The sequence below is a fragment of the Leifsonia sp. L25 genome (assembly GCF_050632895.1).
Window position 1 is genome coordinate 1,917,873 of sequence record NZ_JBODRZ010000003.1, and the last position, 23,852, is coordinate 1,941,724.

At 69.6% G+C, this 23,852-nt stretch carries 25 protein-coding genes; 15 read left to right on the forward strand and 10 right to left on the reverse strand.

What is annotated here, in order from left to right:
- Positions 1-21 precede the first annotated feature (21 nt).
- The 3 genes from ACRAWC_RS13635 (at position 22) to ACRAWC_RS13645 (ending at position 2,752) form a co-directional block, all read left to right on the forward strand.
- Complete coding sequence (locus tag ACRAWC_RS13635; RefSeq protein ID WP_431348208.1) at positions 22-1,473, forward strand: purine-cytosine permease family protein; 1,452 nt, start codon at positions 22-24, stop codon at positions 1,471-1,473.
- Entirely contained in the window at positions 1,470-1,940 is a 471-nt protein-coding gene (locus ACRAWC_RS13640) for a nucleoside deaminase (protein WP_431348209.1), read from the forward strand. Before ACRAWC_RS13635 ends, ACRAWC_RS13640 begins: the two co-directional genes overlap by 4 nt.
- A gap of 98 nt (positions 1,941-2,038) precedes the next feature.
- Positions 2,039-2,752, forward strand: a complete 714-nt coding sequence (locus ACRAWC_RS13645; RefSeq protein ID WP_431348210.1) for a hypothetical protein — start codon at positions 2,039-2,041, stop codon at positions 2,750-2,752.
- 42 nt (positions 2,753-2,794) lie between these two features.
- Here ACRAWC_RS13645 and ACRAWC_RS13650 read toward each other — a convergent pair whose 3' ends face one another.
- Positions 2,795-4,075 carry an MFS transporter gene (locus ACRAWC_RS13650; protein ID WP_431348211.1) on the reverse strand — a complete coding sequence of 427 codons (1,281 nt, stop codon included), beginning with the start codon at positions 4,073-4,075 and terminating at the stop codon, positions 2,795-2,797.
- Complete coding sequence (locus ACRAWC_RS13655; RefSeq protein WP_431348212.1) at positions 4,072-4,674, reverse strand: helix-turn-helix domain-containing protein; 603 nt, start codon at positions 4,672-4,674, stop codon at positions 4,072-4,074. Before ACRAWC_RS13655 ends, ACRAWC_RS13650 begins: the two co-directional genes overlap by 4 nt.
- A gap of 263 nt (positions 4,675-4,937) precedes the next feature.
- Here ACRAWC_RS13655 and ACRAWC_RS13660 point away from each other — a divergent pair, with 263 nt between their 5' ends.
- From ACRAWC_RS13660 to ACRAWC_RS13670, 3 genes are all read left to right on the forward strand, one after another.
- Positions 4,938-5,822 carry an Abi family protein gene (locus ACRAWC_RS13660; RefSeq protein WP_431348213.1) on the forward strand — a complete coding sequence of 295 codons (885 nt, stop codon included), beginning with the start codon at positions 4,938-4,940 and terminating at the stop codon, positions 5,820-5,822.
- Between the two features lie 82 nt (positions 5,823-5,904).
- Entirely contained in the window at positions 5,905-6,510 is a 606-nt protein-coding gene (gene dcd / locus ACRAWC_RS13665; protein WP_185275885.1) for a dCTP deaminase, read from the forward strand.
- 330 nt (positions 6,511-6,840) lie between these two features.
- Positions 6,841-7,065, forward strand: coding sequence for a hypothetical protein (locus ACRAWC_RS13670; protein ID WP_431348214.1), 225 nt, complete (start codon positions 6,841-6,843; stop codon positions 7,063-7,065).
- Between the two features lie 139 nt (positions 7,066-7,204).
- Here ACRAWC_RS13670 and idi read toward each other — a convergent pair whose 3' ends face one another.
- On the reverse strand, positions 7,205-7,756 hold the full coding sequence (idi, locus tag ACRAWC_RS13675; protein ID WP_431348215.1) for an isopentenyl-diphosphate Delta-isomerase: 552 nt from the start codon (positions 7,754-7,756) through the stop codon (positions 7,205-7,207).
- A gap of 84 nt (positions 7,757-7,840) precedes the next feature.
- Positions 7,841-8,545: a hypothetical protein gene (locus tag ACRAWC_RS13680; protein WP_431348216.1), complete on the reverse strand. Its 705-nt coding sequence runs from the start codon at positions 8,543-8,545 to the stop codon at positions 7,841-7,843.
- Between the two features lie 41 nt (positions 8,546-8,586).
- Here ACRAWC_RS13680 and ACRAWC_RS13685 point away from each other — a divergent pair, with 41 nt between their 5' ends.
- Complete coding sequence (locus ACRAWC_RS13685) at positions 8,587-8,868, forward strand: hypothetical protein (RefSeq protein WP_431348217.1); 282 nt, start codon at positions 8,587-8,589, stop codon at positions 8,866-8,868.
- A gap of 90 nt (positions 8,869-8,958) precedes the next feature.
- Positions 8,959-9,723: a MarR family winged helix-turn-helix transcriptional regulator gene (locus ACRAWC_RS13690; protein ID WP_431348218.1), complete on the forward strand. Its 765-nt coding sequence runs from the start codon at positions 8,959-8,961 to the stop codon at positions 9,721-9,723.
- A gap of 120 nt (positions 9,724-9,843) precedes the next feature.
- Here ACRAWC_RS13690 and ACRAWC_RS13695 read toward each other — a convergent pair whose 3' ends face one another.
- Positions 9,844-11,274, reverse strand: coding sequence for an MFS transporter (locus tag ACRAWC_RS13695; protein WP_431348219.1), 1,431 nt, complete (start codon positions 11,272-11,274; stop codon positions 9,844-9,846).
- A gap of 49 nt (positions 11,275-11,323) precedes the next feature.
- On the reverse strand, positions 11,324-11,956 hold the full coding sequence (locus ACRAWC_RS13700) for a DUF2461 domain-containing protein (protein WP_431348220.1): 633 nt from the start codon (positions 11,954-11,956) through the stop codon (positions 11,324-11,326).
- A 76-nt stretch (positions 11,957-12,032) separates the two neighbouring features.
- On the opposite strand from ACRAWC_RS13700, the gene ACRAWC_RS13705 reads away from it, so the two are divergent.
- Positions 12,033-12,812 carry an SDR family oxidoreductase gene (locus ACRAWC_RS13705; protein ID WP_431348221.1) on the forward strand — a complete coding sequence of 260 codons (780 nt, stop codon included), beginning with the start codon at positions 12,033-12,035 and terminating at the stop codon, positions 12,810-12,812.
- Positions 12,813-12,894: 82 nt separating this feature from the next.
- Here the strand turns inward: ACRAWC_RS13705 and ACRAWC_RS13710 are convergent, their stop codons facing one another.
- Together ACRAWC_RS13710 and ACRAWC_RS13715 are read right to left on the reverse strand one after the other, a co-directional pair.
- Positions 12,895-13,497: a signal peptidase II gene (locus tag ACRAWC_RS13710; RefSeq protein ID WP_431348222.1), complete on the reverse strand. Its 603-nt coding sequence runs from the start codon at positions 13,495-13,497 to the stop codon at positions 12,895-12,897.
- Between the two features lie 29 nt (positions 13,498-13,526).
- Positions 13,527-14,252, reverse strand: a complete 726-nt coding sequence (locus tag ACRAWC_RS13715; RefSeq protein ID WP_431348223.1) for a GTP pyrophosphokinase — start codon at positions 14,250-14,252, stop codon at positions 13,527-13,529.
- Positions 14,253-14,469: 217 nt separating this feature from the next.
- On the opposite strand from ACRAWC_RS13715, the gene dnaK reads away from it, so the two are divergent.
- The 4 genes from dnaK (at position 14,470) to ACRAWC_RS13735 (ending at position 18,527) form a co-directional block, all read left to right on the forward strand.
- Positions 14,470-16,338 carry a molecular chaperone DnaK gene (dnaK, locus tag ACRAWC_RS13720; protein WP_431348224.1) on the forward strand — a complete coding sequence of 623 codons (1,869 nt, stop codon included), beginning with the start codon at positions 14,470-14,472 and terminating at the stop codon, positions 16,336-16,338.
- Positions 16,339-16,340: 2 nt separating this feature from the next.
- Complete coding sequence (locus ACRAWC_RS13725; protein WP_431348225.1) at positions 16,341-17,000, forward strand: nucleotide exchange factor GrpE; 660 nt, start codon at positions 16,341-16,343, stop codon at positions 16,998-17,000.
- A gap of 112 nt (positions 17,001-17,112) precedes the next feature.
- Positions 17,113-18,105, forward strand: a complete 993-nt coding sequence (locus tag ACRAWC_RS13730) for a DnaJ C-terminal domain-containing protein (protein WP_431348226.1) — start codon at positions 17,113-17,115, stop codon at positions 18,103-18,105.
- Between the two features lie 8 nt (positions 18,106-18,113).
- On the forward strand, positions 18,114-18,527 hold the full coding sequence (locus ACRAWC_RS13735; RefSeq protein ID WP_431348227.1) for a heat shock protein transcriptional repressor HspR: 414 nt from the start codon (positions 18,114-18,116) through the stop codon (positions 18,525-18,527).
- A gap of 67 nt (positions 18,528-18,594) precedes the next feature.
- Here ACRAWC_RS13735 and ACRAWC_RS13740 read toward each other — a convergent pair whose 3' ends face one another.
- Positions 18,595-20,184 carry a hypothetical protein gene (locus tag ACRAWC_RS13740; protein WP_431348228.1) on the reverse strand — a complete coding sequence of 530 codons (1,590 nt, stop codon included), beginning with the start codon at positions 20,182-20,184 and terminating at the stop codon, positions 18,595-18,597.
- A gap of 395 nt (positions 20,185-20,579) precedes the next feature.
- Entirely contained in the window at positions 20,580-22,274 is a 1,695-nt protein-coding gene (locus tag ACRAWC_RS13745; RefSeq protein WP_431348229.1) for an alkaline phosphatase family protein, read from the reverse strand.
- Positions 22,275-22,532: 258 nt separating this feature from the next.
- On the opposite strand from ACRAWC_RS13745, the gene ACRAWC_RS13750 reads away from it, so the two are divergent.
- Together ACRAWC_RS13750 and ACRAWC_RS13755 are read left to right on the forward strand one after the other, a co-directional pair.
- Positions 22,533-23,165 (forward strand): hypothetical protein, encoded by a 633-nt coding sequence (locus tag ACRAWC_RS13750; protein ID WP_431348230.1) that lies wholly within the window; start codon positions 22,533-22,535, stop codon positions 23,163-23,165.
- Positions 23,166-23,175: 10 nt separating this feature from the next.
- Entirely contained in the window at positions 23,176-23,730 is a 555-nt protein-coding gene (locus tag ACRAWC_RS13755) for an SdpA family antimicrobial peptide system protein (protein WP_431348231.1), read from the forward strand.
- Positions 23,731-23,852 lie beyond the last annotated feature (122 nt).

Genomic DNA, 23,852 nt, shown 5'->3' on the forward strand with positions numbered 1-23,852 from the left:
GGATTTCGTATGCTCGCACGCATGACGAGAACGCCGCCGGTCGGCACACTGCCCGCAGACACCCGTCGCGCCAGCGCGACCACCATCGAGAGCGGTGGCATCGAGGCCATCCCGCCGGAGCGCCGACACGGCTCGCCGTGGCAGCTCTTCGCCACGTGGACCGCGCCGAACCTCGAGTTCGCGACGATCTTCGTCGGCGTGATCGCGGTCGCATTCTTCGGGCTCGGCTTCTGGCAGGCGATGACGGCGCTGGTGTTCGGCACCGCGTTCGGTGCGCTGACGCAGGGGATCCTGTCGACGTGGGGCCCGCGGGAGGGTCTCGCCCAGATGGTCATCGGCCGCACGGCGTTCGGCAGCCGGGGGAACATCCTCCCGTCGGCGCTGAACACGGTCATGGCCGGCCTCGGCTGGTTCGCGGTCAACTCGGTCAGCGGCGCGTTCGCCCTGACCACGCTCACGGGGATGCCGGCCGTGGTGTCGCTGCTGATCGTGGTCGTCGTCGAGGTCGTCGTGGCGTTCATCGGCCACGATCTGGTGCAGCTGTTCGAGCGCTACGCCACCTACATCCTCGGTGCGATCTTCCTCGTCGCGACCATCACCGTCTTCCTGCACGCGAACCTCGGCGCCCCGGTCAAGGGCGGCGGGTTCAGCTTCGCGGGCTGGACGCTCACGGCGGCGGCCGCCTTCGGTTACGCCGCAGGCTGGAACCCGTACGCGTCCGACTACAGCCGCTACCTCCCGGCGGACGCCAGCCGGAAGGTCATCGGCTGGGCGGCGGGCCTCGGCAACTTCGTCAGCTGCGTGGTGCTCATGGCCGCAGGCGCCGCCGCGGCCACGATCGCGGGCTTCAACCCGGACGACCCGACCGCCTCGTTCACGGCCAGCATGCCGGTGGTCATCCGCGACCTCACGCTGCTCGCGATCGCCGTCGGCGCCATCGCGGCGAACGCGCTGAACATCTACTCCGGCGCGATGTCCTTCCTCGCCGCCGGCATCCGCATCCCGTTCGCCTGGCGCCGTGCGATCGTCGCCCTCGGCTTCGGCGTCATCGGCTTCTTCATCGCGTGGAGCGCTCTGCCCGACGCGGGAGCGAAGTACGAGAACTTCCTCCTGGTCATCGCGTACTGGATCGCGCCCTGGCTCGGCGTCGTGCTGACCGACCGGCTCCTGCGCCGCGGGACGGAGATCGCGAGCCTGGTGACGAGCCACGCGAAGTACCGCAACCCGGCGGGCTGGATCGCGCTGGTGGTCGCGGGTGCGGTGTCCATCCTGCTGTTCTCGAACCAGCCCTTCTACACCGGCCCGGTCGCGAAGGCGCTCCCCATCGGCGATCTGACCCCGCTCGTCGGGTTCCTGCTCGCCGCCGCCCTCTACGGTGTGCTGTTCCGCGCGTTCCGGGTGCGGCTCGGCGCGCCGCTGGCCACCGAGCCGACGGTGATCGTCGGCGTGGACGCGGCGGACGAGGTCGCGTGAGCGGCGACGAGGACCGCGTCTATCCGACCGACGCGGAGAAGCTGGCCGTGGCCGCCGAGGAGGCCAGGCGCGGCGCGGCCGACGGCGGCATCCCGATCGGCGCCGCCGTGTTCGACGGCGACGGGAGGCTGCTGGGTAGCGGCCACAACCGGCGGGTGCAGGACGGCGACGCCTCCATGCACGCCGAGACGAACGCCTTCCGCAACGCGGGACGCCAGCGCAGCTACCGCGACACCGTCATGGTGACCACGCTCTCGCCGTGCTGGTACTGCTCGGGCCTGGTGAAGCAGTTCGGCATCGGCCGCGTCGTCGTCGGCGACGACCGCAGCTTCGTCGGCGGCCAGGACTGGCTGGCCGGGCACGGAGTCGACGTCACGGTCGTCAACGACCCTGGCCTGATCGAGACGATGGGGGCGTTCATCGCGCAGAACCCGGAGCTCTGGAACGAGGACATCGGCGAAGACTGACGCCGTCGGCGACGGCCGGGTCCTGAACCTGAGGATCCGGAGGCTTTTCGCACCGTGTCGGAGGCGGACGCACAGCAGCGGCTTGATTGACTGTGAGTGTGAACGACACCCCCAAGCGCGACCGCCGGCTCGAGGCCCAGAAACACGCGGCCGAGTTGCGGCTGCAGGAGCAGCGCCGGGCCCGCCGCCGCGGGTTCCTGATCGGAGGCGGCGCCGCGGTCGCGGTGCTCGCCGTGGCCGGCGTCATCGCCGGGGTCGTGCTGAACGGCCCGTCGTCGACGCCGGCATCCGGCGCCGGCGGAAGCACCTCCACGTCCTCCACCGCCTCCGCGAGCGCGGGAGTGTGGACCGCACCCGCCGACGTGGAGGGGGCGGTTCGCGCCGCGGGCCTGCAGATGCTGTCCGCCGAGGGGACGGCACTGCACATCCACCAGCACCTCAGCGTCACGGTGGACGGCGCGTCCGTCGCCGTTCCCGCCGGCATCGGCATCGACGAGGCGCAGCAGCGGATCTCGCCGATCCACACGCACGACGAGTCCGGCATCATCCACGTCGAGTCGGCGGAGGTGCGGACGTTCACGCTGGGACAGGTGTTCGACGAGTGGGGCCAGAAGCTCGGGACCGGTCAGGTCGGGACCTACCGGGACGGTGCCGACGGCCAGACCGTCACCGTCTTCGTGAACGGCACGGCGTACACCGGGGACCCGCGCACGATCGCGCTCACCTCGCACGAGGACATCGACGTCGTCGTCGCGAAGAAGGGGACGACGGCCTCCGCGCCGAAGCCGTTCACCTGGCCTGCGGGGTACTGAGAGCCGTCACCGGCCGCCGAGGCCCGCGCGACGGAAAGGCCCTCACGCCGGCTCGGGTCCGAGCCCCGGCGACCCGGGTGAGGCGTCCTGCCGATCCAGCCCGCGCCACACCGGGAACACCAGGGGCGCGATCGTCGCCACCAGCATCACGGCGCCCGAGACCACGCACGCCCAGGTGAGACCGACGCCCTGCGCGAGGAGGCCGCCGAGCAGCGACCCGAACGGGACGCCCAGGTACGCGCTCGCCTTCATCGCCCCGAGCACGCGGGTCTGCAGCAGCGCGGGCACCCGCTCGTACTGCACCGCCCCGATGATCGGGTTCGGGACGCCGCCGAAGACGCCGCACACGAAGAACACCGCCGCGACGGCGACGACGGAGGTCCAGCCCGCGACCGCGAAGAACGGGGGCGCCGACGCCAGGAGGGTGCAGCAGGCGAAGGTGAACCAGCGCGGGAGCCGCCGGCCCAGCCACGCGGTGAGCAGCACGCCGACCAGCATCCCGAGCCCGGAGGCGCCGCCGACCACACCGAACGCGACGGCGTCGTGCACCCGGTCGTGCGCCCAGACCGGGAGGAACACCGCGCTCATGGCCTGGTCGAGCAGGTTCGTGAGCACGATGAGGGCCAGGAGGCTGAGCAGGAGCCGGTCGGCGCGGAGGAAGCGCAGCCCCTCCCGCAGCTCGGCCAGGTAGGCGCGCACGCCGAGCCTGCGCGCGGCGGAAGGGGCCCCCGCGTCCGCCTGGACCCGGGGCACTGTCGCCGCCACGACCACGACGGCGCAGAGGAAGGTCAGACTGTCGATCAGGATCGTGACCGCCGGCCCGACCAGCGCGACCAGCACGCCCGCGAGCGGCATCCCGACCAGCAGCGACGCCCGGTTCGCTCCCGAGTACAGCCCGACCGCGCGCTCGTCGCTCCAGCGGGCCAGTCGGGCGAGCGGCGGGATCATCGGGGTGGAGGCCGCGTCCGCCGCACCGCGCACCGCCCCGGCCACCGCGACCAGCGCTACGAGTGCGCCGAGCGGGAGGTCGCGCAGCGCGCCGAGCAGGAAGACCGCGAACACCGCCGCCGCGGCGACGAGGTTGCCGATCAGGAAGGTGCGGCGCAACCCGACCCGGTCGACCAGCGGGCCGGCCGTCGCCTGCAGCAGCACGTACGGGGCCATCTCTGCGAACCCGACCAGGCCGGTGGCGACGGCGCTGCCGGTCGTGACCAGCACGAGCCACGGGATGGCGATGGCCGACAGCGCCGTGCCGGCGCCCGATACCAGGTAGGCGCCGATCAGCCCGAGGAGCGGAGCGCGGCGGGGCGCGATGTCGGTCATGGCTCCGGGAAGAGCTGGAACTGCGCGTGCACCCGGACCCCGTCGCCGGCGTCCGCCCCCGGTTCGCGCCGGAACCGCGTCACGAGCTCGCGCACGGCCGCCGTGACCTCCCGCGCCTGCTCGACGGTCAGCGTGAGCGGCCAGTCGCTGACCGTCCAGGGCAACTCGGGCAACTCGTCCACCTGGCTGGACAGCGTGTCCACCCACGCCAGCACGCGCCGGTGCGACTCCTCGGCGTTGAGCCGCACGAACTGCACCGCCTGGTCGACGGTCGCCTCGGTCGCGGCGTCGCCGGGCACCCGGAACGAGAAGGAGGTCGACCGGTGCACCGCGCGCCACCAGCGGTCCCGGTCGTTGCCGCGCTCGGCGTCCTCCTCGATGAAGCCGTGCTGGGCGAGCACGCGGAGGTGGTAGCTGGTGACGCCGGTGGACTGGCCCACGCGCCGGCCGAGCTCGGTCGCGGTGGAGGGCCCATCTGCCTGGAGGAGGTCGAGCAGCCGCAGGCGCAACGGGTTGACCAGCCCGCGCATGGCGGAGGGGCTGAGCAGCACATCCCGGGCGGGGTCGAGGTCCGGGAACGGGTTCGGCTCGTCGGTCATACGAGCAGTGTAATCGCAGAAAAGATTCTGCAAAAGAGTTTCTGCAATAGAGAATGACACAGCTCGCGGGCCTCGTGGACCAGGCGTTCCCGTTCCTGGAGGGCGAGCTGCGGTTCTGGCCGGATGTTTCGAATTGCGCGGTCCGCGTGACGAGTTGCGTGGCGTGCCCTGGCTGACATATGATGTACTCAACATTCGGACCCACTCGGCGCAGCCGGGTGGGTCCTTCGTTTCTGGGGGAAACTTTGAAGAACTGGATTGACTTGAGCGCCCAAGTGCAAAAGCATGTGGATCGCGGGCTCGATCTAGGCGGCGTGAAGACAAGCACGTTCGCCATGTTCCTGTACTCGAGCAATTACTACCGTGTGAGCGGGTACGCGCGCTGCTTCTACGAAACCGATGCAGACAAGTACGTCGCTGGGGCGACCGCAGCGCAGCTCATGGACATCTACGACCTCGATCGCTCCATCCGCAATCTCGTCCTCGATGGAGTCGGTGTGGTCGAACCGACGCTACGCAGCCGAGTCGCGTTCCACGTCGCGAAGGTCGTAGGTGGTGGAGATGGATATCTCGATAAGGCGCTCTATCTGCCGATCGGGCCGGAGCCGCCTCTATCCGATGAAAAGGCGCACGATCGGTGGCAGGCCGAGGTCGAGAACCGCGACAAGGTTCTGGCTACTTTCAACAAGATTCAGGGGCGCCACGAGATCTTCATCAGGCACCACATCAATAAGGGCGACCCTATTCCGTTTTGGGCTGCTATCGAGGTGGTTTCGATTGGCACATTCTCTCGATTCCTGCGGGCGCTTCGCGACAAGGTTGTCCTTGAGCCGGTCACCAAATCATTACAACTAGAGGACGAGCGGAAGCTCCTCCAGGCTATTCAGAACATCACCTTCCTGAGAAACATTGCCGCCCATCACGGCAGGCTGTGGAATCGACGATTCGATGGATACGTCGCGCTCCCCTCCATCGCGCTCCAAGTGAAGAGGCAATTTCTCTCTCCCCGGACTCCGGCCGCGGCGCTGACACTCCTCGCCGGCCTGGTCGACCAGATCGAAGGTGACACCGGATACTCAACAAGCTTGCTCGACTTGGTTCATTCGGAACCCGCGTTCGTCGACGGTTTCTACAGTCCGATCCTCTAATCATTTCGGGACGCCGTAACCGACGCGTGACCTCCGGCGTAACCGCCGATGCCGGTACCGGTGCACCCGATAGGCTGGGCGCGTGCTTCTCTCCGATCGTGACATCAAGGCCGAACTGGGTGCCGGGCGGATCGCGCTGGAGCCGTACGAGCCGGCGATGGTCCAGCCCTCGAGCATCGACGTCCGGCTCGACCGCTTCTTCCGCCTGTTCGACAACCACAAGTACCCGTTCATCGACCCCGCGGTCGACCAGCCGGAGCTGACCCGGTTCGTCGAGGTGGACCCCGATCAGGCGTTCATCCTGCACCCGGGCGAGTTCGTGCTCGGGTCGACGTTCGAGCTGGTGAGCCTGCCCGACGACGTCGCGGCGCGGCTGGAGGGCAAGAGCTCGCTCGGGCGGCTCGGCCTCCTCACCCACTCCACGGCGGGCTTCATCGACCCTGGCTTCTCCGGGCACGTGACCCTGGAGCTGAGCAACGTCGCGACGCTCCCGATCAAGCTCTGGCCCGGGATGAAGATCGGCCAGATGTGCTTCTTCCGGCTGTCGTCCGCGGCCGAGAAGCCGTACGGGTCGGCGGAGTACAGCTCCCGGTACCAGGGCCAGCGCGGCCCGACGGCCTCGCGTTCGTATCTCAACTTCCACCGGACCGACGTGTCAGCGACCGAAGCAGGACGTCCCTCCAGCTAGATCCCCCCGACCCGAGAGGGCTGCCCATGAGCGAGTCGACCGATTCCCTTTTCGCGCGAGCCCTGATCGCGGCCGAGCCGACGCCGGAGCGTCCGCAGCGGATGCACCTCTTCGGGCAGCTCGTCGGGAGCTGGCGGGCCGATGTCCGCTTCCTGGACGAGGCCTCCGGCGGGTGGACGGATCGGGTCGAGGAGTGGGTGTTCGCGTACACGCTCGGCGGCCGGGCGGTGCAGGACGTGCTGGTGGCGCCCGATCCGTCGCGCCCGGACGAGCTCGCCGCCCACGGCTCGACCGTGCGCGTCTACGACCTCGACGCTCGGCGCGTGGCGGGTGAGCTGGTTCGGTGCGGCGGCCGGCGACTTCTGCACGCTGGTGGCGACGCCGCATCGCCGGGACGGCATCCGGCAGGACGGCACCCAGACCGACGGGCGGCCGATCCGGTGGAACTTCTCGAAGATCACCGGCGAGTCGTTCGAGTGGGACGGCTGGGTCTCGAACGACGAGGGCCGGACGTGGTGGCTCGAGCAGCATATCGACGCGCGACGCACGGGCTGATCCGCCCGAGGCAGTGGATGTGCGGTCCTGCAACTTCTACCTCGGCGAACTGTTCCGTCGCCGAATGGATTCGGTTCGCGGCATACGCTCCGTCAGTTATCCACAGTCGATTACACAGGTGGAAAATAGTGAGTCAGACTCACAGCTGACCTGAAGCTTCGGGTGCATCGTCGGCGTAGAGCGCGGGGAGCTGAAGGGTCAGCCACGGGCTGAACGCCCACGGCGTGGCCTCCACAGCGGCCAGCAGCGAGCGCGGGTCGACCCACTCCCACTCGGCGACTTCGGCGGGGGACGGGTTCAGGTCGCCGGCGATCGTGGCCGTGTACACGGGGCAGAGTTCGTACTCGACGATGCCGGCCGCATCCGTGGCGCGGTACCGGAAGTCGGGGATCACCGGAACGAGGTTGTCGACGGATGTGCCGAGCTCGTCCGCTGCGCGGCGCGCGACCGCGTCCTCCATCGACTCGCCGGGCGCGGGATGGCCGCAGAACGAGTTGGTCCAGACGCCAGGCCACGTCGCCTTGCTCAGTGCGCGCCGGGTGACGAGGATGCGGCCCTCGCCGTCGAAGAGATGGCAGGAGAAGGCGAGGTGGAAGGGCGTGCCCGTGGTGTGGACGGTCGCTTTGTCCGCGGTCCCGATCGGGGTGCCGTCCTCCCCGAGCAGGACGACCTCTTCGCGCGGTGACGTCATGCGTCCATCCTAGGCGCGGGAGGCGGGACGACCGAGGGGCGCGGCCTCGCGGTCGCGCCCCTCGGCGGCGGGTGGGCGGGGCGGTCAGTCGGCCGCAGTGCCGGTGTCGGTATCGTCGGCGTTGTTGCCCTCGGCGGCATCGTCTGGCTGGGCTGCGGAGGGCGTCCAGCCGAGGTTGCGGGCCATCGCCTCGAGGGTCGCCAGGGTGGTGGCCAGATCGGCGGGGTCGATCCCCTCGGCCACCGTGGCGCGCACCGAGTCGACCCGCTCGGAGGCGGCGTCGTGCGCCGCGCGTCCCTCGTCGGTCAACGTCGCGCGATCGCCGTCGAACCAGACCCAGCCGCGCTCGACGAAGTCCGCGAGGATGCGGTCCACGCTGCCGCGGCAGCGCCCCTCGAAGCCGTGCCGGCCGGCGAACGGGGGCCGGCCGTGACCGAAGTGCTCGTGGCCGAAGGCCTCCGGGCCGAACCGTCCGGGGCCGAAGCCGCGACCGTAGCGTCCGCGACCGAACCCGCCGTACCCGAACCCGCCGGGGCCGAAGCCGTGCCCGGCGTGACCGAACGGGGTTCCGCGCTCGACGCCGCGGAGGAAGCCACGCTCGAAGCCGCGCTCGAATGCCTGCTCGGCGCCGTGGTGGGGATGAGGGTGGTGGGAGTGCTGGTCGTGCTCGTGGTGGTCGTCGACGTGGTCGTGCTCGCCGTGGTCGTGCGCTGCACTCTGAGCGCGCGCGCTGTCGTGCTCCATCCACGCGCGGTACATCTCCTGGCGGCGCTCCCACTCGCGCCGCATCCAGTCGGGGTGGCCGCGCCACTCCGCGACGCGGTTGCTGCGTGGGTCTGCTCGCCGGAGGGGACGCCATCCGGGTGCGCGGCCGCCTCAGCCGGCCGTTCGGCGGCGGCGGTGGCACGACCGCCGATCGGGCGGCCGCCGCGACGTCCGCGGTGCGGCAGGGAAGCGTACAGCTCATCGGCGGTTGCCGGGCCGTCCGCGAGGGTGTGGAGCACGCGCCAGCCCCGGCGGCCGAGGTCGAGCTCGTGGAGCTCGTCGCGCGTCCGGGCGCGGAGGCGGGCGCTGATCTCGCCGAACCAGAAGGACGGCGGGGTGTCGGATGAATCGTGGGTGTTCGAGTCGTCGATGGTCGTCATCGGAAGACTCCCTTCGTTTTTCTATGTACCATTACAAGTGAATGTATAGTTACATGCATGGCTGAGGATCGTCAAGAGCAGGACCGTTCGCCCGAAGCGGACGTGGTCGCACTCATCGAGCGTTCACTGGTCGCCGTCCGCCGCGACCAGTCGCGCCGCCGGCCGACGGGGCCGTGGGACCACGGCGCCTACCCCGGCCACGGTCACGCCGACCACGGCCGTGGTGGTGACGGCATGCATGACGGACGCGCCGACGCCAGCGCCGACAACGGCCGGGACTCCGCCCCGACCGGCAGCGACGACACCGACGCACGAGACGGCACAGCCGCCCACGACCACCACGGCCGCTCCCACGCCGCGCCCCACGGCTTCGACCCGCACACCTGGTCCGCGCGCGGCCCCTGGCCCGGCTTCCCTGGCCCGTTCGGCGACTCCGCCCGGCCAGGCCCCGGCCGACGCGGCCGCGACGGCTCGCTCGGCCGGTTCGCCCGCATCCGCATGCTCGAAGCGCTCGCCGCGGCAGACGCTGAGGGCCGGCAGCTCTCGGTCAGCTCCCTCGCCACCGCCATCGGCGTCGATCAGCCGCGCGCGAGCCGGCTCGTTCAGGAGGGCGTCGAGCGCGGGCTCGTGCGGCGCGTCCCGGATCCGTCCGACGCGCGGCGGGCGCTCATCCAGCTCACCAGCGCCGGACGTTCCCAGCTCGGCGAGGTGCAGGACCACCGCCGCTCCGCCGTCGAGACCGCCCTGGCCTCCTTCACTCCAGAGGAGGCCCGCACCTTCGCCGAACTGTTCGCCCGCTTCGTCCAGGCGTGGCCCCGCTGACCGCCGTCCTCCATCGCCAACGGAGGACATCCCGCGTCACGCCGCGCCGATCTCCTCCGTTCGCTGCCGCGGACCGGCGCGTCGCACCGGATCTCCTCCGTTGCCGACGCCGCGCGGAAGCTACCGCGGCGACCGCACCGGCACCAGAAGCACCAGCCCCACCAGCAGCACGAGTACGATCCCGAGAATCCCCCAGTACTGCGCGCCACCGACCGAGACGAACAGTGCGAACAGCAGCGGCGCGACGAACGACACCGCGCGCCCGCACGTCGCGTACAGCCCGAACACTTCGCCCTCGCGTCCGGCCGGCGTCACCCGGGCCAGGAAGGTCCGGCTCGCCGACTGCGCCGGTCCGACGAACAGGCACAGGACCAGCCCGAACACCCAGAACGCGATCGCCCCGGCGTCGTGCAGGAAGAACACCGCCAGACCCGCGATCACCAGCCCCACCAGCGCCGTGACGATCACCGGCTTCGCGCCGAACCGGTCGTCGAACCGCCCCGACAGCACCGTGCTCAGCCCCGCGACGACGTTCGCCGCGATCGCGAACACGATCACCCCCGACTGGCTGAACCCGAACGTCCCCTTGGCGAGGATGCCGCCGAAGGTGAACACGCCCACCAGCCCGTCCCGGAACAGGGCCGACGAGATGAGGAACATCACCGTGTTCCTGCTCTCCCGCCACAGCACCCCGAGGTCGCGGAACAGCAGCCCGTACGACGCGAAGAACCCGACCCGCGGCAGCCGCCGGTTGGCCGGGGCCTCCGGCACCTTCAGCAGCACCGGGATGGACAGCGCGAGGGTCCAGATCGCGGCGACCAGTGCGACGAGCCGGTAGTTGAGCCCCTGGTCCGTCGAGACGTGGAGGATGCCTCCTGTGCCGTCGCCGTTCGGGGAGGCCAGCAGCACGAGCACGATGACGAGCAGCAGGATGCCGCCGAAGTAGCCGCTGGCCCAGCCGAGCCCGCTCACCCGGCCGACCGTCTTCGGGGTGGAGACCTGCACCAGCATCGCGTTGTAGTTGACGGTCGCGATCTCGTAGAACACCGTGCCGACCGCGACGAGCACGACGCCGAACAGGAAGAACGACGGTTCGCCGACCACGAAGAACATCAGCGCGGTGATGACCACAACGACCCCGGTGTTGATCCCCAGCCACAGCTTCCGTCGGCCGGACCCGTCCGTCCTCCGGCCGAGCACGGGCGCGAGGACGGCGACGACGATCCCGGCGATCCCGATGCCCCACGCCAGCCCGCTGGAGAGGCCGGCGATCGCACCGGTCACCGCGTGGTGCGCCGGGCCGGAGGCGTCCTTCTCCGCGTCTTGCGCCGAGACCAGCCCGGGGGAGATGAAGTAGCTGGAGGTCAGGTAGACGGTGAAGACGAACGTGGTGATCACCGCGTTGAAGGCCGCGCCGCCGGCGTCCCACAACGCCCACGACGCCACCCAGCCGCGCGGGATGCGGCGCTCGGTGGAGCTCTCGGCGAAGATCGGGCCCGCCGCGGTCGCGAGGGCGTCGCCGTCGCCGCCCGCCGGTCGTTCGGTCGTCATGGGGACAGCGTAGGGCGTGGCGGGGAACCGACGGTGAACGCGCGCGAGGTCAGTCGCCCGTGCCCGTCACGTGGGCCCGGAACCACGCCGTCACCGGTTCGCTGTCGCGAAGGAATCCCGCGATCCGGTCGGCGGCCTCCGGAGTGGCGAACCAGTCGGGGACGCCCCAGTCGGCCCAGGTGATGATCCCCTTGTACCGCAGCAGTTCGGCGCGCGGATGGTCGCCCGGGTAGCCGCGCGGGGAGGTCTTGAGCTGCTCGGGTATCTCGATGGCGATCCCCGAGGCCCGCAGCGCGGCGAGTGCAGTCTCCAGCTCGCCGCCGGTGCGCGGCGCGTCCACGGCGCGGCGGTAGCGGTCGAGTTGCTCCTTGTCGAGCTGGTACACGCCCGCTCCGCCTGCGAGACCCTCCGCGGAGACCTGCACGTACCCGCCGCGCGCGAACGTGAGTGCGGCGTGAAGCTTGTACGGCGACTTGTCCGGTGAGAACCGCACGTCCCGGTAGGGACGGAACAGCCGGCCGTCGCCGAAGGCCGGTTCGAGGACCTCCGCGAGAGCGTGCATCGGTGCCGCGACCCGCTGCTCGTAGCGCTCACGGTTGGCGAGCCAGAAGGCCTTGTCGTTGTGCAGCGTCAGCTCGCGGTAGAACGCGATCGCGTCCTCGTCGAACCCGGTGAATGTCATGGCCCGATCGTACGTCGCGGCGTCGTCCGCCCGGATGGAGGTTGTCGGGACGCCCGTTCGTGCGGATGCTGTCGGTATGGACACGATGAGGATCGCGGTCGCCGGCGGCACCGGCGTGGTGGGCGCTCGCACGGTCGAGGCGCTGAAGAAGGCCGGCCACGAGACGGTGGTGCTGAGCCGCTCGGAGGGCGTCGACCTCCTCGCGGCGGCGCGCGACACCGGCGAGGCGCACCGGCTCGCCCGCACACTCGACGGCTGCGCGGCGGTGGTGGATGTGACCTCGGTGACGACGATGGGCGGCGCGGCCTCCACAAACTTCTTCGAGGCGGTCACGGCGGCGCTGCTCACCGCCGAGCGGGCTGCGGGAGTGCCGCACCACGTCGCGCTCTCGATCGTCGGCGCGGCGGCGGCCCCGTACGCCTATTACGCGGGCAAGGCCGCGCAGGAGCGGATCGTGATGACGAGCGGCGGCGGCTGGAGCCTGCTGCGGGCGACGCAGTTCCACGAATTCGCGCAACAGCTCGCGGCGCGCTCGCGCGGCCGCGTCAAGCTGGTCCCGGCGGTGCGGTCGCAGCCGGTGGCGGCGGCGGAGGTCGGCGCGCGCCTCGCCGAGCTGGCGACCGGCGAACCGGGCGGGCTGAGCCGCGACCTCGGCGGTCCGCGTGCGGAGGACATGCCGACGCTCGTCCGCCGCTACCTCGCCGCGACCGCGACGCCGGGCCGCGTGTTCGCGGTCCCGCTGCCCGGACGCTGGGGCCGAGCGCTGCGCGACGGCACCCTCCTGCCCGGCCCCGAGGCCCAGCTCGGAACGCAGACCTTCGACGACTGGCTCGCCACCGCCACCCCCACCCGCTGACCGCAGCCATCTCTTCCTCACTTCCTCCCGCGACACACCGGCAACGGGCGCGAGAAAGTGAGGAAGCGATGGCTGCGCGGCGTCAGTCGGCGGAGGCGGGAGGCTCCGCGGAGGCGTTGGCGTGGGCGTGCGTGTGCCGTGGGCCGCCGCGCAGCGGCACCCCGGCGACGGCGAGCACGAGCGCCAGCACGGCGCCGCAGAAGATCGCGATGTCCGCGACGTTCCCGATGAACCAGTTCGCGTAGGCGATGAAGTCGACCACGTGCCCCTGGCCGAACGACGGCGCGCGGAACAACCGGTCGCCGAGGTGGGTGACCGCGCCGCCGAGCAGGAGTCCGAAGGCGACCGCCCAGGAGCGCGCGCCGACCCGCCGCGAGAAGTAGAGGAGCGCGACGACGGCCAGCGCGGCGATGATCGTGAACACCCAGGTCTGGTCGACCAGGAAGGAGAACGCCGCACCCGAGTTGTAGACGAGCTGGATGCCCAGCAGGTTGCCGATCAGCGAGCGGTAGACGCCCTCCTGCAGAGTGGAGGTCGCCCAGAGCTTGGTGAGTTGGTCCACGAGCGCCACCACAACCGCGATGACCAGGATGAGCACCAACGCGCGCGAGCGGCGGCGCGGGAACTCGGCGTCCGTGGCCGTGGCCGCGGACTCGGTCTCGGACGGTGGGGTGCTCTCGGTCACCCAGTCATCCTCGCACTTTCCCTGAAGGGCTACACCGACACCGGCAGCGTGTACTGCGCGGCCCCGCCGTCCCCGCGCACCTGCCGGTGGATGTCCTCCATCGTGATGTCGAGCTGCCCCGCCGTTCCCGCCGCAGCGGTGAGGTCGCGCAGCAGCGGCTCCGGCACCTCGCCGTCGTACTTGTAGTAGATCTTGTGCTCGAGGCTGGCCCAGAAGTCCATCGCCACCGTGCGGAGCTGGATCTCCACCGGCACCGCGACCGGCCCGCCGCTGAGGAACACCGGCACCTCGACGATCACGTGGAGGCTCTTGTAGCCGTTGGGCTTCGGGTGCGCGATGTAGTCCTTGACCCGCAGCACGCGCACGTCCTCCTGGGCGGTCAGCAGCTCGAACACGCGATAGACGTCGGAGACGAAGGAGCAGACGATGCGCACGCCGGCGATGTCGGTGATGGCCTCGCGGATGGCGTCGAACGATGGCTCGCAGTTTTTGCGGATGACTTTCTGCTCGAGGCTCTCGGCCGATTTGAGCCGGCTGGAGATGTGCTCGATCGGGTTGTAGTCCTGCAGCTCGGCGAACTCCTCGCGCAGGATGGAGACCTTGGTGGAGATCTCGTCGATGCCGAACTTGTACGGCATGATGAACCGCGCGAAGTCTTCGCGGAACGCCTGCACCTCGCTCAACGTCGCCGGGTCGATGCTCTGCAGAGCCTCGATGGCCCGGGTCGAGAGCAGCGGTGCAGGGTCCGAATCCATGTCTCCGACGTTATCGACGCGGGTTGTGCAAGCGGTGTGAATCGGCTGTCGGAATAGACCGGCTCGTCTCAAAGTTGAGTCAAATGTACTCAAGTTTGAGCTGGACGGCTTGACACCCTCGCCTTCGGGATGTCAGGCTTGAGCCGTCGAGGCTCAACTCTTGACCCCACAGACTTACACCGGCTACCACGCCCGCAACAAAGGAGAGAAAGCACACATGTCACGTGCAGTAGGAATCGACCTCGGAACCACCAACTCCGTCGTCTCAGTGCTCGAGGGCGGCGAGCCCACGGTCATCGCCAACGCGGAGGGCTTCCGCACCACCCCGTCCGTCGTCGCGTTCACCAAGGACGGCGAAGTGCTCGTCGGCGAGACCGCGAAGCGCCAGGCGGTCACCAACGTCGACCGCACCATCTCGTCCGTCAAGCGCCACATGGGCACCGACTGGACCCAGGAGATCGACGGCAAGAAGTACACCGCCCAGGAGATCTCGGCCCGCATCCTGCAGAAGCTGAAGCGCGACGCCGAGCAGTACCTCGGCGACACCGTCACCGACGCCGTGATCACCGTCCCGGCCTACTTCAACGACGCCGAGCGCCAGGCCACCAAGGAGGCCGGCGAGATCGCGGGCCTCAACGTGCTCCGCATCATCAACGAGCCCACCGCTGCGGCCCTCGCGTACGGCCTCGACAAGGGCAAGGAGGACGAGCTCATCCTCGTCTTCGACCTCGGTGGCGGAACCTTCGACGTCTCCCTCCTCGAGGTGGGCAAGGACGACGACTTCTCGACCATCCAGGTCCGTGCGACCGCCGGCGACAACCGCCTCGGCGGCGACGACTGGGACCAGCGCGTCGTCGACTGGCTGATCAAGCGCTTCAAGGACTCCACCGGCGTCGACGTCTCCAAGGACAAGATCGCGCTGCAGCGCCTCAAGGAGGCCGCCGAGCAGGCCAAGAAGGAGCTCAGCTCCTCGATGAGCACCAGCATCCAGCTCCCCTACCTGTCGCTGACCGAGAACGGCCCGGCCAACCTCGACGAGACGCTCACCCGCGCCCAGTTCGAGCAGATGACCAGCGACCTCCTCGACCGCACCAAGAAGCCGTTCCAGGACGTCATCCGCGAGGCCGGCATCAAGGTGTCCGACATCGCGCACGTCGTGCTCGTCGGCGGCTCCACCCGCATGCCCGCCGTGAGCGAGCTCGTGAAGCAGGAGACCGGCGGCAAGGAGCCGAACAAGGGCGTGAACCCGGACGAGGTGGTCGCCGTCGGCGCCGCCCTGCAGGCCGGTGTCCTCAAGGGCGAGCGCAAGGACGTCCTCCTGATCGACGTCACCCCGCTGTCCCTGGGCATCGAGACCAAGGGCGGGATCATGACCAAGCTCATCGAGCGCAACACGGCCATCCCGACCAAGCGCAGCGAGACCTTCACCACGGCCGACGACAACCAGCCGTCCGTCGCGATCCAGGTCTTCCAGGGCGAGCGCGAGTTCACCCGCGACAACAAGCCGCTCGGCACCTTCGAGCTGACCGGCATCGCGCCGGCCCCCCGCGGCATCCCGCAGATCGAGGTCACCTTCGACATCGACGCCAACGGCATCGTGCACGTGTCCGCCAAGGACAAGGGCACCGGCAAGGAGCAGTCGATGACGATCACCGGCGGGTCCAGCCTGCCGAAGGACGACATCGAGCGCATGGTGCGCGAGGCCGAGGAGCACGCGGCGGAGGACAAGAAGCGCCGCGAGTCCGCCGAGACCCGCAACCAGGCCGAGCAGCTCGTCTACTCGAACGAGAAGCTCATCAAGGACAACGAGGACAAGCTCCCCGAGGACGTCAAGAACGAGGTCCAGGGCGACATCGACGCGCTGAAGACCGCGCTCGCCGGCGACGACGACGAGGCCGTGAAGACCGCGTACGACAAGCTCAACGAGAGCCAGCAGAAGCTCGGCCAGGCGATCTACTCGGCCGCGCAGGCGTCCGAGGCTCCGGCCGGCGACGCGGGCGAGGCGGGCGCTCAGGGCGAGGGCTCCACCTCCGACGATGAGGACGTCATCGACGCCGAGGTCGTCGAGGACGAGGAGAAGAAGTAACCATGGCCGACCAGAACCGCGACCCGAACGGGGAGGACGCAGCCGGCTCGGAGGAGCCGGAGCGCGATCAGCCGATCATCCGCGACAAGCGGAGGATCGACCCCGAGACCGGCAAGGTTCGCGAGCCCCAGGGCGAAGAGCACGACCTCGCGCACGAGGAGCTGGTGGACGTCGGTCCGGGCGAGGAGGAGAGCGTCCTGTCTGACGACGACCTCGACATCCTCTCCGGCCAGACCACGTCCGACCAGCTCGCGGCGGAGCGGCTCGCCGACCTCCAGCGGGTGACCGCGGAGTACGCGAACTACCGCAAGCGCACCGAGGCCAACCGGGAGATCGAGCGCGAGCGCGCGATCGGGGACGCCGTCAAGGGTCTCATCCCGGTGCTCGATGACGTGGAGCGCGCCGACAAGCACGGCGACCTGACGGAGGGCAGCGCGTTCGCGACCATCGCGGCCAAGCTGCGCACCGCGGTCGAGCGGCTCGGCCTCACCCCGTACGGCGAGAAGGGGGAGCCCTTCGACCCGCAGGTCCACGAGGCGATCTTCCAGCAGCCCACCCCGGGCGTGACGGCCGACACGGTCGCCGAGGTGGTGGAGACCGGCTACCGGCTGGGCTCCACCGTGGTCCGGGTCGCCAAGGTGGTCGTCGCCACCCCGGCCTGACCGGGAGGATGAGCGCCAGGAGCGGCGGGATGCGTGTCCCGCCGCTCCTGGCGCCACGACACATGCAGACTTCGAGACAGATCACGACAGCACAGGCAGGAGAGGAGGCGCCGTGGCAAGCCAGGACTGGTTCGACAAGGACTTCTACAAGGTCTTAGGCGTCTCCAAGGACGTCAGCGAGGCGGACCTCAAGAAGACGTACCGCAAGCTCGCCCGCAAGTACCACCCGGACTCCAACCCGGGCGACCCCGCCGCGGAGGCCAAGTTCAAGGAGATCAGCGAGGCCCACTCGGTGCTCGCCGACCCCGAGCAGCGCAAGGAGTACGACCAGATCCGGGCGATGGGCTCCGGCGCGCGCTTCACCGCACCGGGTTCGGCCGGCCAGGGCGGGTTCGACGACGTTTTCGGCGGGATGTTCGGCGGCGGCCAGGGCGGCCAGCGCTACACATTCCAGCAAGGCGGGCAGGGCGGCTTCGACGACGTGTTCGGCGGCCTGTTCGGCAACGGCCGGTTCGGCACCACCAGCGGAGGCTTCCGCGGCTACGGCGGCCCGACCCGCGGCAACGACGTGACCGCGCACACCACCATCGACTTCGTCACCGCCACCAAGGGCGAGACCATCAGCCTGCAGGCCGGCGACGGCAAGCCGTTCAAGGTCAAGATCCCCGCGGGCGTCGCCGACGGCCAGAAGATCAAGCTGCGCGGCAAGGGTCAGCCCAGCCCGGACGGCGGCGAGGCGGGCGACATCGTCCTCACCGTGACCGTGCGCAAGCACCCCGTGTTCGAGCGCGACGGCCTCAACCTCCGCGTAACGGTGCCGGTCACCTTCGCCGAGGCCGCGCTCGGCGCGACCATCGAGGTGCCGACGCTCGGCGGCGACCCCGTCAAGCTGCGCGTCGCCCCCGGGACCCCGAGCGGCCGCGTGCTGCGGGTGAAGGGCCGCGGCGTCCAGACCGTGAAAGGCACGGGCGACCTCCTGGCGGTCGTGCAGATCGCGGTGCCGTCGCACCTGTCCGCCGACGCCAAGGAGGCGCTGGAAGCCTTCGCCGCCACGCTGCCCGACGAGAATCCGCGCGACGACATCCTGGCGAAGGCGAGGAGCTGAGTCCGCTCATGGACGAGAACACCCAGGTCTTCGTGATCTCCATCGCAGCGGAGCTGGCGGGGATGCACCCGCAGACGCTCCGGCAGTACGACCGCCTCGGGCTCGTGAGCCCGGGCCGGACGGCCGGCAAGTCGCGCCGCTACTCGATGCGCGATGTCGCGAAGCTGCAGGAGATCGCGCGGCTGGGGTCGGAGGGCGTCAGCCTGGAGGGCATCCGCCGCATCCTGGAGCTGGAGGACCATGTCGCCGCGCTGAGCGGCCGGGTGCGCGAGCTGGAGACGGCGCTCGCCGACGAGCTGCTCAACCGGCCCGGCCGGCGGGTGTTCGCCGCCGGCTCGGAGGGCGACGTCGTCTCCTTGCGTGCCGGCACCCGTGTCCGCCGCAGCAACCAGGTCGTCGTCTGGCGCCCGCTCGACCGGTAGCGGCCTCCCGGACGGAACGAAGCCGGCCGACGCCGAGGAACGGCGCCGGCCGGCTTTCTGCCTGTTTTCAGTAGGCGACGTACGGGACGTCGTACCAGGTCGCGGCGATGGTCCTCGCGTTCGGCGGCAGCGAGGTGACCTTCATCGGCGTCGGGTTGTGCACGGGGAGGCCGGTGCCCAGGCCGGCGTTGTTCTCGTCGATCAGGCCCGCGAACCAGACGTCGCCCGAGTTGTCGAGCACGAGCAGGTGATGCGCACCGCAGGCCATCTCCTTGACGTCGTCGACGAGGACCTTCGCCCAGGTCTTGCTCGGCGTGGTCGTGCCGATGCCGAGGTAGCCGCGCCCGGCGCCGTTGCTCCCGATCGCCCAGAGGGAGTTGTCCGAGGTCTTGGCGAAGTACGCGCCGCCGGTCGAGTCGAGCGGGTGCAGCGCCCAGATCTCCTCGATGGTCCCGGGCGGACCCGCGATCTCCTGCACGTTGCCGTTGTTCGCATAGTCGGCGGGCGAGATGGAGGTGGCCTGCGTGCCCGAGAACAGGAGACGCCCGTCGGTCGTGAGCATCATGACCGAGTTGTCCTCGCTCTGCTTCACGCTCTTCACGCCGGCGACCGGCGTGCCATCGGGCATCATCAGCTGCTCCATCGCACCGCGGACGGCCGTCCTCGGCAGTCCGTTGGAGTAGTTCCGGAAGCTCGCGCTGGATCCGGTGAACCAGACCGTGCCGTCCTCGAGGCTCCAGACGAGGGTGTCGCCGAACCGGTTGGGGCTGAGCGTCGCAGGTTTGGCGGGGAGGTTGCCGCCGATCTTCTCCCACTGGGTCAGGGAACGCGAGCCGGTGGCGTCGCCGGGGATCGCGAGGTAGTTGGAGACCTGCTCGCCCACCGCCCACCAGTCGCCGGCGGAGTCCTCCACCACGAACAGTCCCTGCTCGGAGCCGCAGGTGTCGACGATCCCGCGGACGGCGTCCGTGAACGCGGTGCCGTCCTTCTTGAGCGGTTCGATGGGGTTCAGCACCGAGACTTCGTTGCCGCCCGTCCCGACCTCCGCGAACGGGTTGTAGCCGCCCGTGCGGAGCCTCCCGCTCTCGGTGACGAAGAGGTACGAGCTGATACTGGCGTGGACGCTCGAGAGGCGCTCGTCGATCGCCATCGGAGTCGGCCACGCGACTGCGTTGCGGCTGGAGCCGTTGCCGGTCTGGCCTTCCGGTGTGTGGCCGCCGACGGCGTAGACATGGGCGGTGCGTGCCGTCAGGGTCGAGACGGCGCTGCCGCCGTTCCCGGTGGCGGTGATCGTGGCCACCGTGTCGCCCTTGCCGTACGGCGGGATCGCGACGTAGACCGCCGCCACCCCGTTCGATGCGGTGGTGACCGTGACGGACTGGGTTGCGGTGAACGTGGCGTTGGTCGCGGCGGTGAAGAACGAGAACCCTGCGCCGCTCAGGGTCAGGGTGACCGTCGTGGCGCGGGGCGGCGACACAGCGATCGGGACGACGGTCGCGGTCGACCGTGCTGCGGTGGGGGCGCCCAGCGGCAGGCCGTTGGCGCCGAAGTTGGTGGCGATCGACCAGCCGCCGCCGATGACACCGGTCAGTGAGGGCGGGATGGTGACCGGGCCGTCGGTGGACGCGGCGTAGGCCGGTGATGCGGTGGCCGCCACGACGGCGGGGACGCTCCAGGCGCTCGCCGCGACGACGGTGCGTCGGGAGGGAGGCGACGCCCTGCGTCTGGTCGCTGAGCTTCGTTGGTACTCGACATGTGGTTCCTTGTTTCTCGATGTTGCTTCGGCGATGAAGCCGCCACCGCAGGACGCTAAGGGGGCCATGTCGTCGTTCCCGCGGATCGCGGCCGTCTGCACGGGCATCCGGGGGAGAACTCACCGTCCGCTTCACCTTAATTTCGTTCACCATCAGGGTTGTTTAGCCTCGGGCGTATGAGCCTGGAATCTGCATGCACTGGGTCTTTAACCCTGAATGCCGAACGGCCCGCCGCCTCGCCTCTCCGGACGGAGAGCGAGGACGACGGGCCCCTCGTGGGCTCCGGCGTGGAGGGTCGTTACTTCGAGCGCTGCGAAGCCGGGAGGGCCTTCGTCCCCTCGATCTTCACCGCCTGCAGGGCGTGCGGGTCGAGCCCGAGCTGGCCCAGGATGGTCGGGGCGATCTGCGTCGTCTCGACCGGGGCGCCGATCCGCTGCGCGTGCTTCGCGCCGGGGGTCGAGACCAGGATCGGGACGTTCCGGTCGTCGGCGCTCGCGCCGCCGTGCTCGGCGATCTTCGAGGTGCCGCCGGTGTAGACGACGCCGGTCTGCGCGATACCCAGCACGTCCGGGATACGCGAGTCGGTCGTCGCGGTCCCGAAGTAGGTGGCGACGCCCGCACCCGCGTAGATCGTGGAGAGGCCCGACGCGTTCACGGTGACCGGCGCCGTGGTGATCGTGTTGCCGGCCGCGGTGTGCGTCGCCAGGTACTGCTTGGCGAAGTCGGCGGCCGACTGCGAGTGGTCGTTCAGCCAGAGCTGCATGATGTCGTCGTCCGTCGAGAAGGCGACGAGGTCGGTCGCGCCCGGGTGGGCGGCCTTCCACGCAGCGTTCAGGCCCGCGATGATCGGCCCGTCGTCGACGCGCTTGAGGGCGGCCGGGTCGGTCGGGGACTGGCCGTGCTTCGCCGACAGGATGATCGTCGTGTCGCCCGCGTGCCGGGTCTTGCCCAGCTCGGACGTGAACGCTCCCAGCGACGCGTCGACGTAGTCGAGCGCCTTGCTCAGCAGCGGCCCGGGGGTCGAGCCGTCGGCGAGGTAGCCGCCGGCGAGCCCGTCGGAGGTCGGCAGCTTCTCCGCGGTGGAGACCGTCTGGAAGTTCATGCCGAAGATGGCGGGGACCGGCTCGGCGGTGGTGCCGGAGTGGTCCTTGCCGTCGATCTCGTTGAGCACTGCCTTCACCTTGTAGCCGTCGTACTGCTGGGTGGCCAGGTTGTCCTTGGTCCAGTCGCCCGTGAAAGGCGCGGCGGCGTTGCTGTTGATCTCCGGCGTGAAGAGGTCGTCGACGCCCGTGCCCGACGGGCCGTCGAGGATCTCGTAGGCGGGGTGCTTGTCGCTCCAGGCGGTGCGGAGGCCCGCCTGCTTGGCGACCTCGAACACGGTGTTCACCTTGATGTACTGGTGCGGGTAGACCGGCTTGCAGGTGGCCGGGTCGACGGGGAGCTGGGCCGGGTCGAGCAGCGTGGCCGGCGTCCCCGTCAGGGAGAGGATGCTGCCCGGCAGGCCGGAGAGCCCCTGGCCGGCGTCGATGCTGGTCTGGTCTTTGTCCGCGGCCTCCGTGAAGGCGACCTCCGCGCCCGGCTTCGCGCCGACGCAGTTCGTCGTGCCGGCCGGGAGCAGCGCGCGGTTGTAGGTGTCGTCGTAGTAGACGCCGGTGGTGCCGGGGTTGCCGCCGGTGACCTGGGCGACCAATCCGGGGAACGAATCGGACGGGACCGGGGTGGAGGCGCGGGTGTAGTCCGTGCCGTGCGCGGCCAGGGCGGCCATCGCGGAACCCGGGTGGGTGCGGACGTACCAGTCGAGGTCCTCCTGGTGGAGGCCGTCCACCGAGAGCAGGAGCACATGCTTCACTGCGGTGCGGCCGTCGCGCTCGCCTCCGTGGCCGTCGTCGGCGAGGGAGGGCGCGGCGGTGACGCCGACGAGCAGCGCGCCGCCGGCGAGGGCGGCGCTCGCGGCGAGGACCCGCGGGCTGGCGGTCCGTCTGATGGGTGCCATCAGGTTCCTTTCGACAGGCCGCCCCCGAACGGGGGCGTTCAACCTCGTCGATCCTGGCGCGCGCGCGGGCACGCGGGAATGCGCGCAGGCGACTGCTCGCCCAGACTTCACGCGGCGTTCACCGGACGGGGGCGGCGTGGAGCGGGCTTTCAGGTGGGAGGGCAGTTCGCTGCGTGGGCGTTCATATCTGTGAGGGTTTACACGAATCGCCTCTTCTTGTAGATTGCAGATCTAAGATTTGAACGAAAGGCATCAATCATGAGAATCGAAGATCTGACGGCGAGCCGGTTCGGGAGGGCAGCCCTCGGGGGAGCCGTTGGTGTGCTGATCGCGACGTCATCGATCGCAGCTGCTCCCTTGGATGGGCACGATGGGTTCGTCGATCCCGCAGACGTCGCATCCTCTGAACAGGATTCGCCGGCACGCCCGGTTTATGGGGACCTCGATATCGTGATGCTGTTTCTGGCCGGCCGGGGCCCGATAGCGGACCGCTATCCCGAGCTTGCGGACACACTCGTGCCTGTCAGGGCTCCGGAACAGCCGATGGAGGCATATGAGGCTGTTTTGAACAAGCTCTACGAAGTGGATCCGGCGTTCCACGACAACGTCACGGTGCCGGTTCAATCGGGCGATCCTTACCTCGCCGAAGCGGCGCTGGACAAATTCCGGGCAGACATCGAGTTATTCGCGGCGGAACAACCGACCGGAGTCGGCAAGGGCCGCTGCGTCGTCGGTGTCTGGGTCTTTGTTGCGAGTGCGGTCGCGGTCGTTGTCGCGGCGGTCGTCGGCGCGGTTGCCGTTCCCGTCTATGCCGTCTACTACATGCCTGACGAGAGCGCTAAGCAGTTCGACCTGCAGAATTTTGCAGCAGCGCTCGCACGCACCCTTTGATCGAAAAGAGATGAAGTCACAGGCTCGATGGGGGTTACTAGCCTCGCTGGCAGTGTTGGTCCCCAGCTTCTTGCTATCGCTCTACGCGGGATGGCCGAGTAACGTCCTCAATCCAAGTGGGTCCGATCCAATCCGGAAGCACGTCGCCATGACGGTGCCACAGGGGTGGGCCTTCTTCACCAAGCCTCCGGATGACCCCGAAATCGGAGCTTACGACGCGCGCACCGGTCAGAGCATTCTTGCCACTCCTCAGACGAAGGCAGAGAACCTTTTCGGCATGAGCAGGACCCAGCGCGCGCAAGGGCCCGAGCTGGCGTCCCTTGCTGCGCAGATAACTCGGTGGAAGACGTGCAAGGAAGGCGCGGCTACGTGCATCGATCCTCGTTCGAGTGAGCCTGCGGAGGCCGTGATTAACGACGCCTACATCCGTACCGTGTGCGGACGAGTGGTCTTGACTTCCGAAAGGCCAGCGCCGTGGGCCTATCGAGGCTTCGGACTGTCGTCTCGAATCGACCAGCGAGCGCTCCTAGTCGTGGACTGTTCAGGACCCGTCAAGGCCCCATAATGCTCAGCTTCATCGACAGAATCGCAAGATTCGACCCTCGGTCCCGTTGGATCGGCGGCGGGCGTGTCGACGCCGCTCGGATTCTGGACGGTTTCGCCGGGTGAAAAGTGAACGGTTGCGGG

Coding starts and splice junctions, on each gene's coding strand:
- ACRAWC_RS13635 (WP_431348208.1), top strand. CDS start 22: ATGACGAGAACGCCGCCGGTCGGCACACTGCCCGCAGACACCCGTCGC.
- ACRAWC_RS13650 (WP_431348211.1), bottom strand. CDS start 4,075: ATGACCGACATCGCGCCCCGCCGCGCTCCGCTCCTCGGGCTGATCGGC.
- ACRAWC_RS13655 (WP_431348212.1), bottom strand. CDS start 4,674: ATGACCGACGAGCCGAACCCGTTCCCGGACCTCGACCCCGCCCGGGAT.
- idi (WP_431348215.1), bottom strand. CDS start 7,756: ATGACGTCACCGCGCGAAGAGGTCGTCCTGCTCGGGGAGGACGGCACC.
- ACRAWC_RS13680 (WP_431348216.1), bottom strand. CDS start 8,545: ATGCGGCGCGAGTGGGAGCGCCGCCAGGAGATGTACCGCGCGTGGATG.
- ACRAWC_RS13690 (WP_431348218.1), top strand. CDS start 8,959: ATGGCTGAGGATCGTCAAGAGCAGGACCGTTCGCCCGAAGCGGACGTG.
- ACRAWC_RS13695 (WP_431348219.1), bottom strand. CDS start 11,274: ATGACGACCGAACGACCGGCGGGCGGCGACGGCGACGCCCTCGCGACC.
- ACRAWC_RS13700 (WP_431348220.1), bottom strand. CDS start 11,956: ATGACATTCACCGGGTTCGACGAGGACGCGATCGCGTTCTACCGCGAG.
- ACRAWC_RS13705 (WP_431348221.1), top strand. CDS start 12,033: ATGGACACGATGAGGATCGCGGTCGCCGGCGGCACCGGCGTGGTGGGC.
- ACRAWC_RS13715 (WP_431348223.1), bottom strand. CDS start 14,252: ATGGATTCGGACCCTGCACCGCTGCTCTCGACCCGGGCCATCGAGGCT.
- dnaK (WP_431348224.1), top strand. CDS start 14,470: ATGTCACGTGCAGTAGGAATCGACCTCGGAACCACCAACTCCGTCGTC.
- ACRAWC_RS13725 (WP_431348225.1), top strand. CDS start 16,341: ATGGCCGACCAGAACCGCGACCCGAACGGGGAGGACGCAGCCGGCTCG.
- ACRAWC_RS13735 (WP_431348227.1), top strand. CDS start 18,114: ATGGACGAGAACACCCAGGTCTTCGTGATCTCCATCGCAGCGGAGCTG.
- ACRAWC_RS13745 (WP_431348229.1), bottom strand. CDS start 22,274: ATGGCACCCATCAGACGGACCGCCAGCCCGCGGGTCCTCGCCGCGAGC.
- ACRAWC_RS13750 (WP_431348230.1), top strand. CDS start 22,533: ATGAGAATCGAAGATCTGACGGCGAGCCGGTTCGGGAGGGCAGCCCTC.
- ACRAWC_RS13755 (WP_431348231.1), top strand. CDS start 23,176: ATGAAGTCACAGGCTCGATGGGGGTTACTAGCCTCGCTGGCAGTGTTG.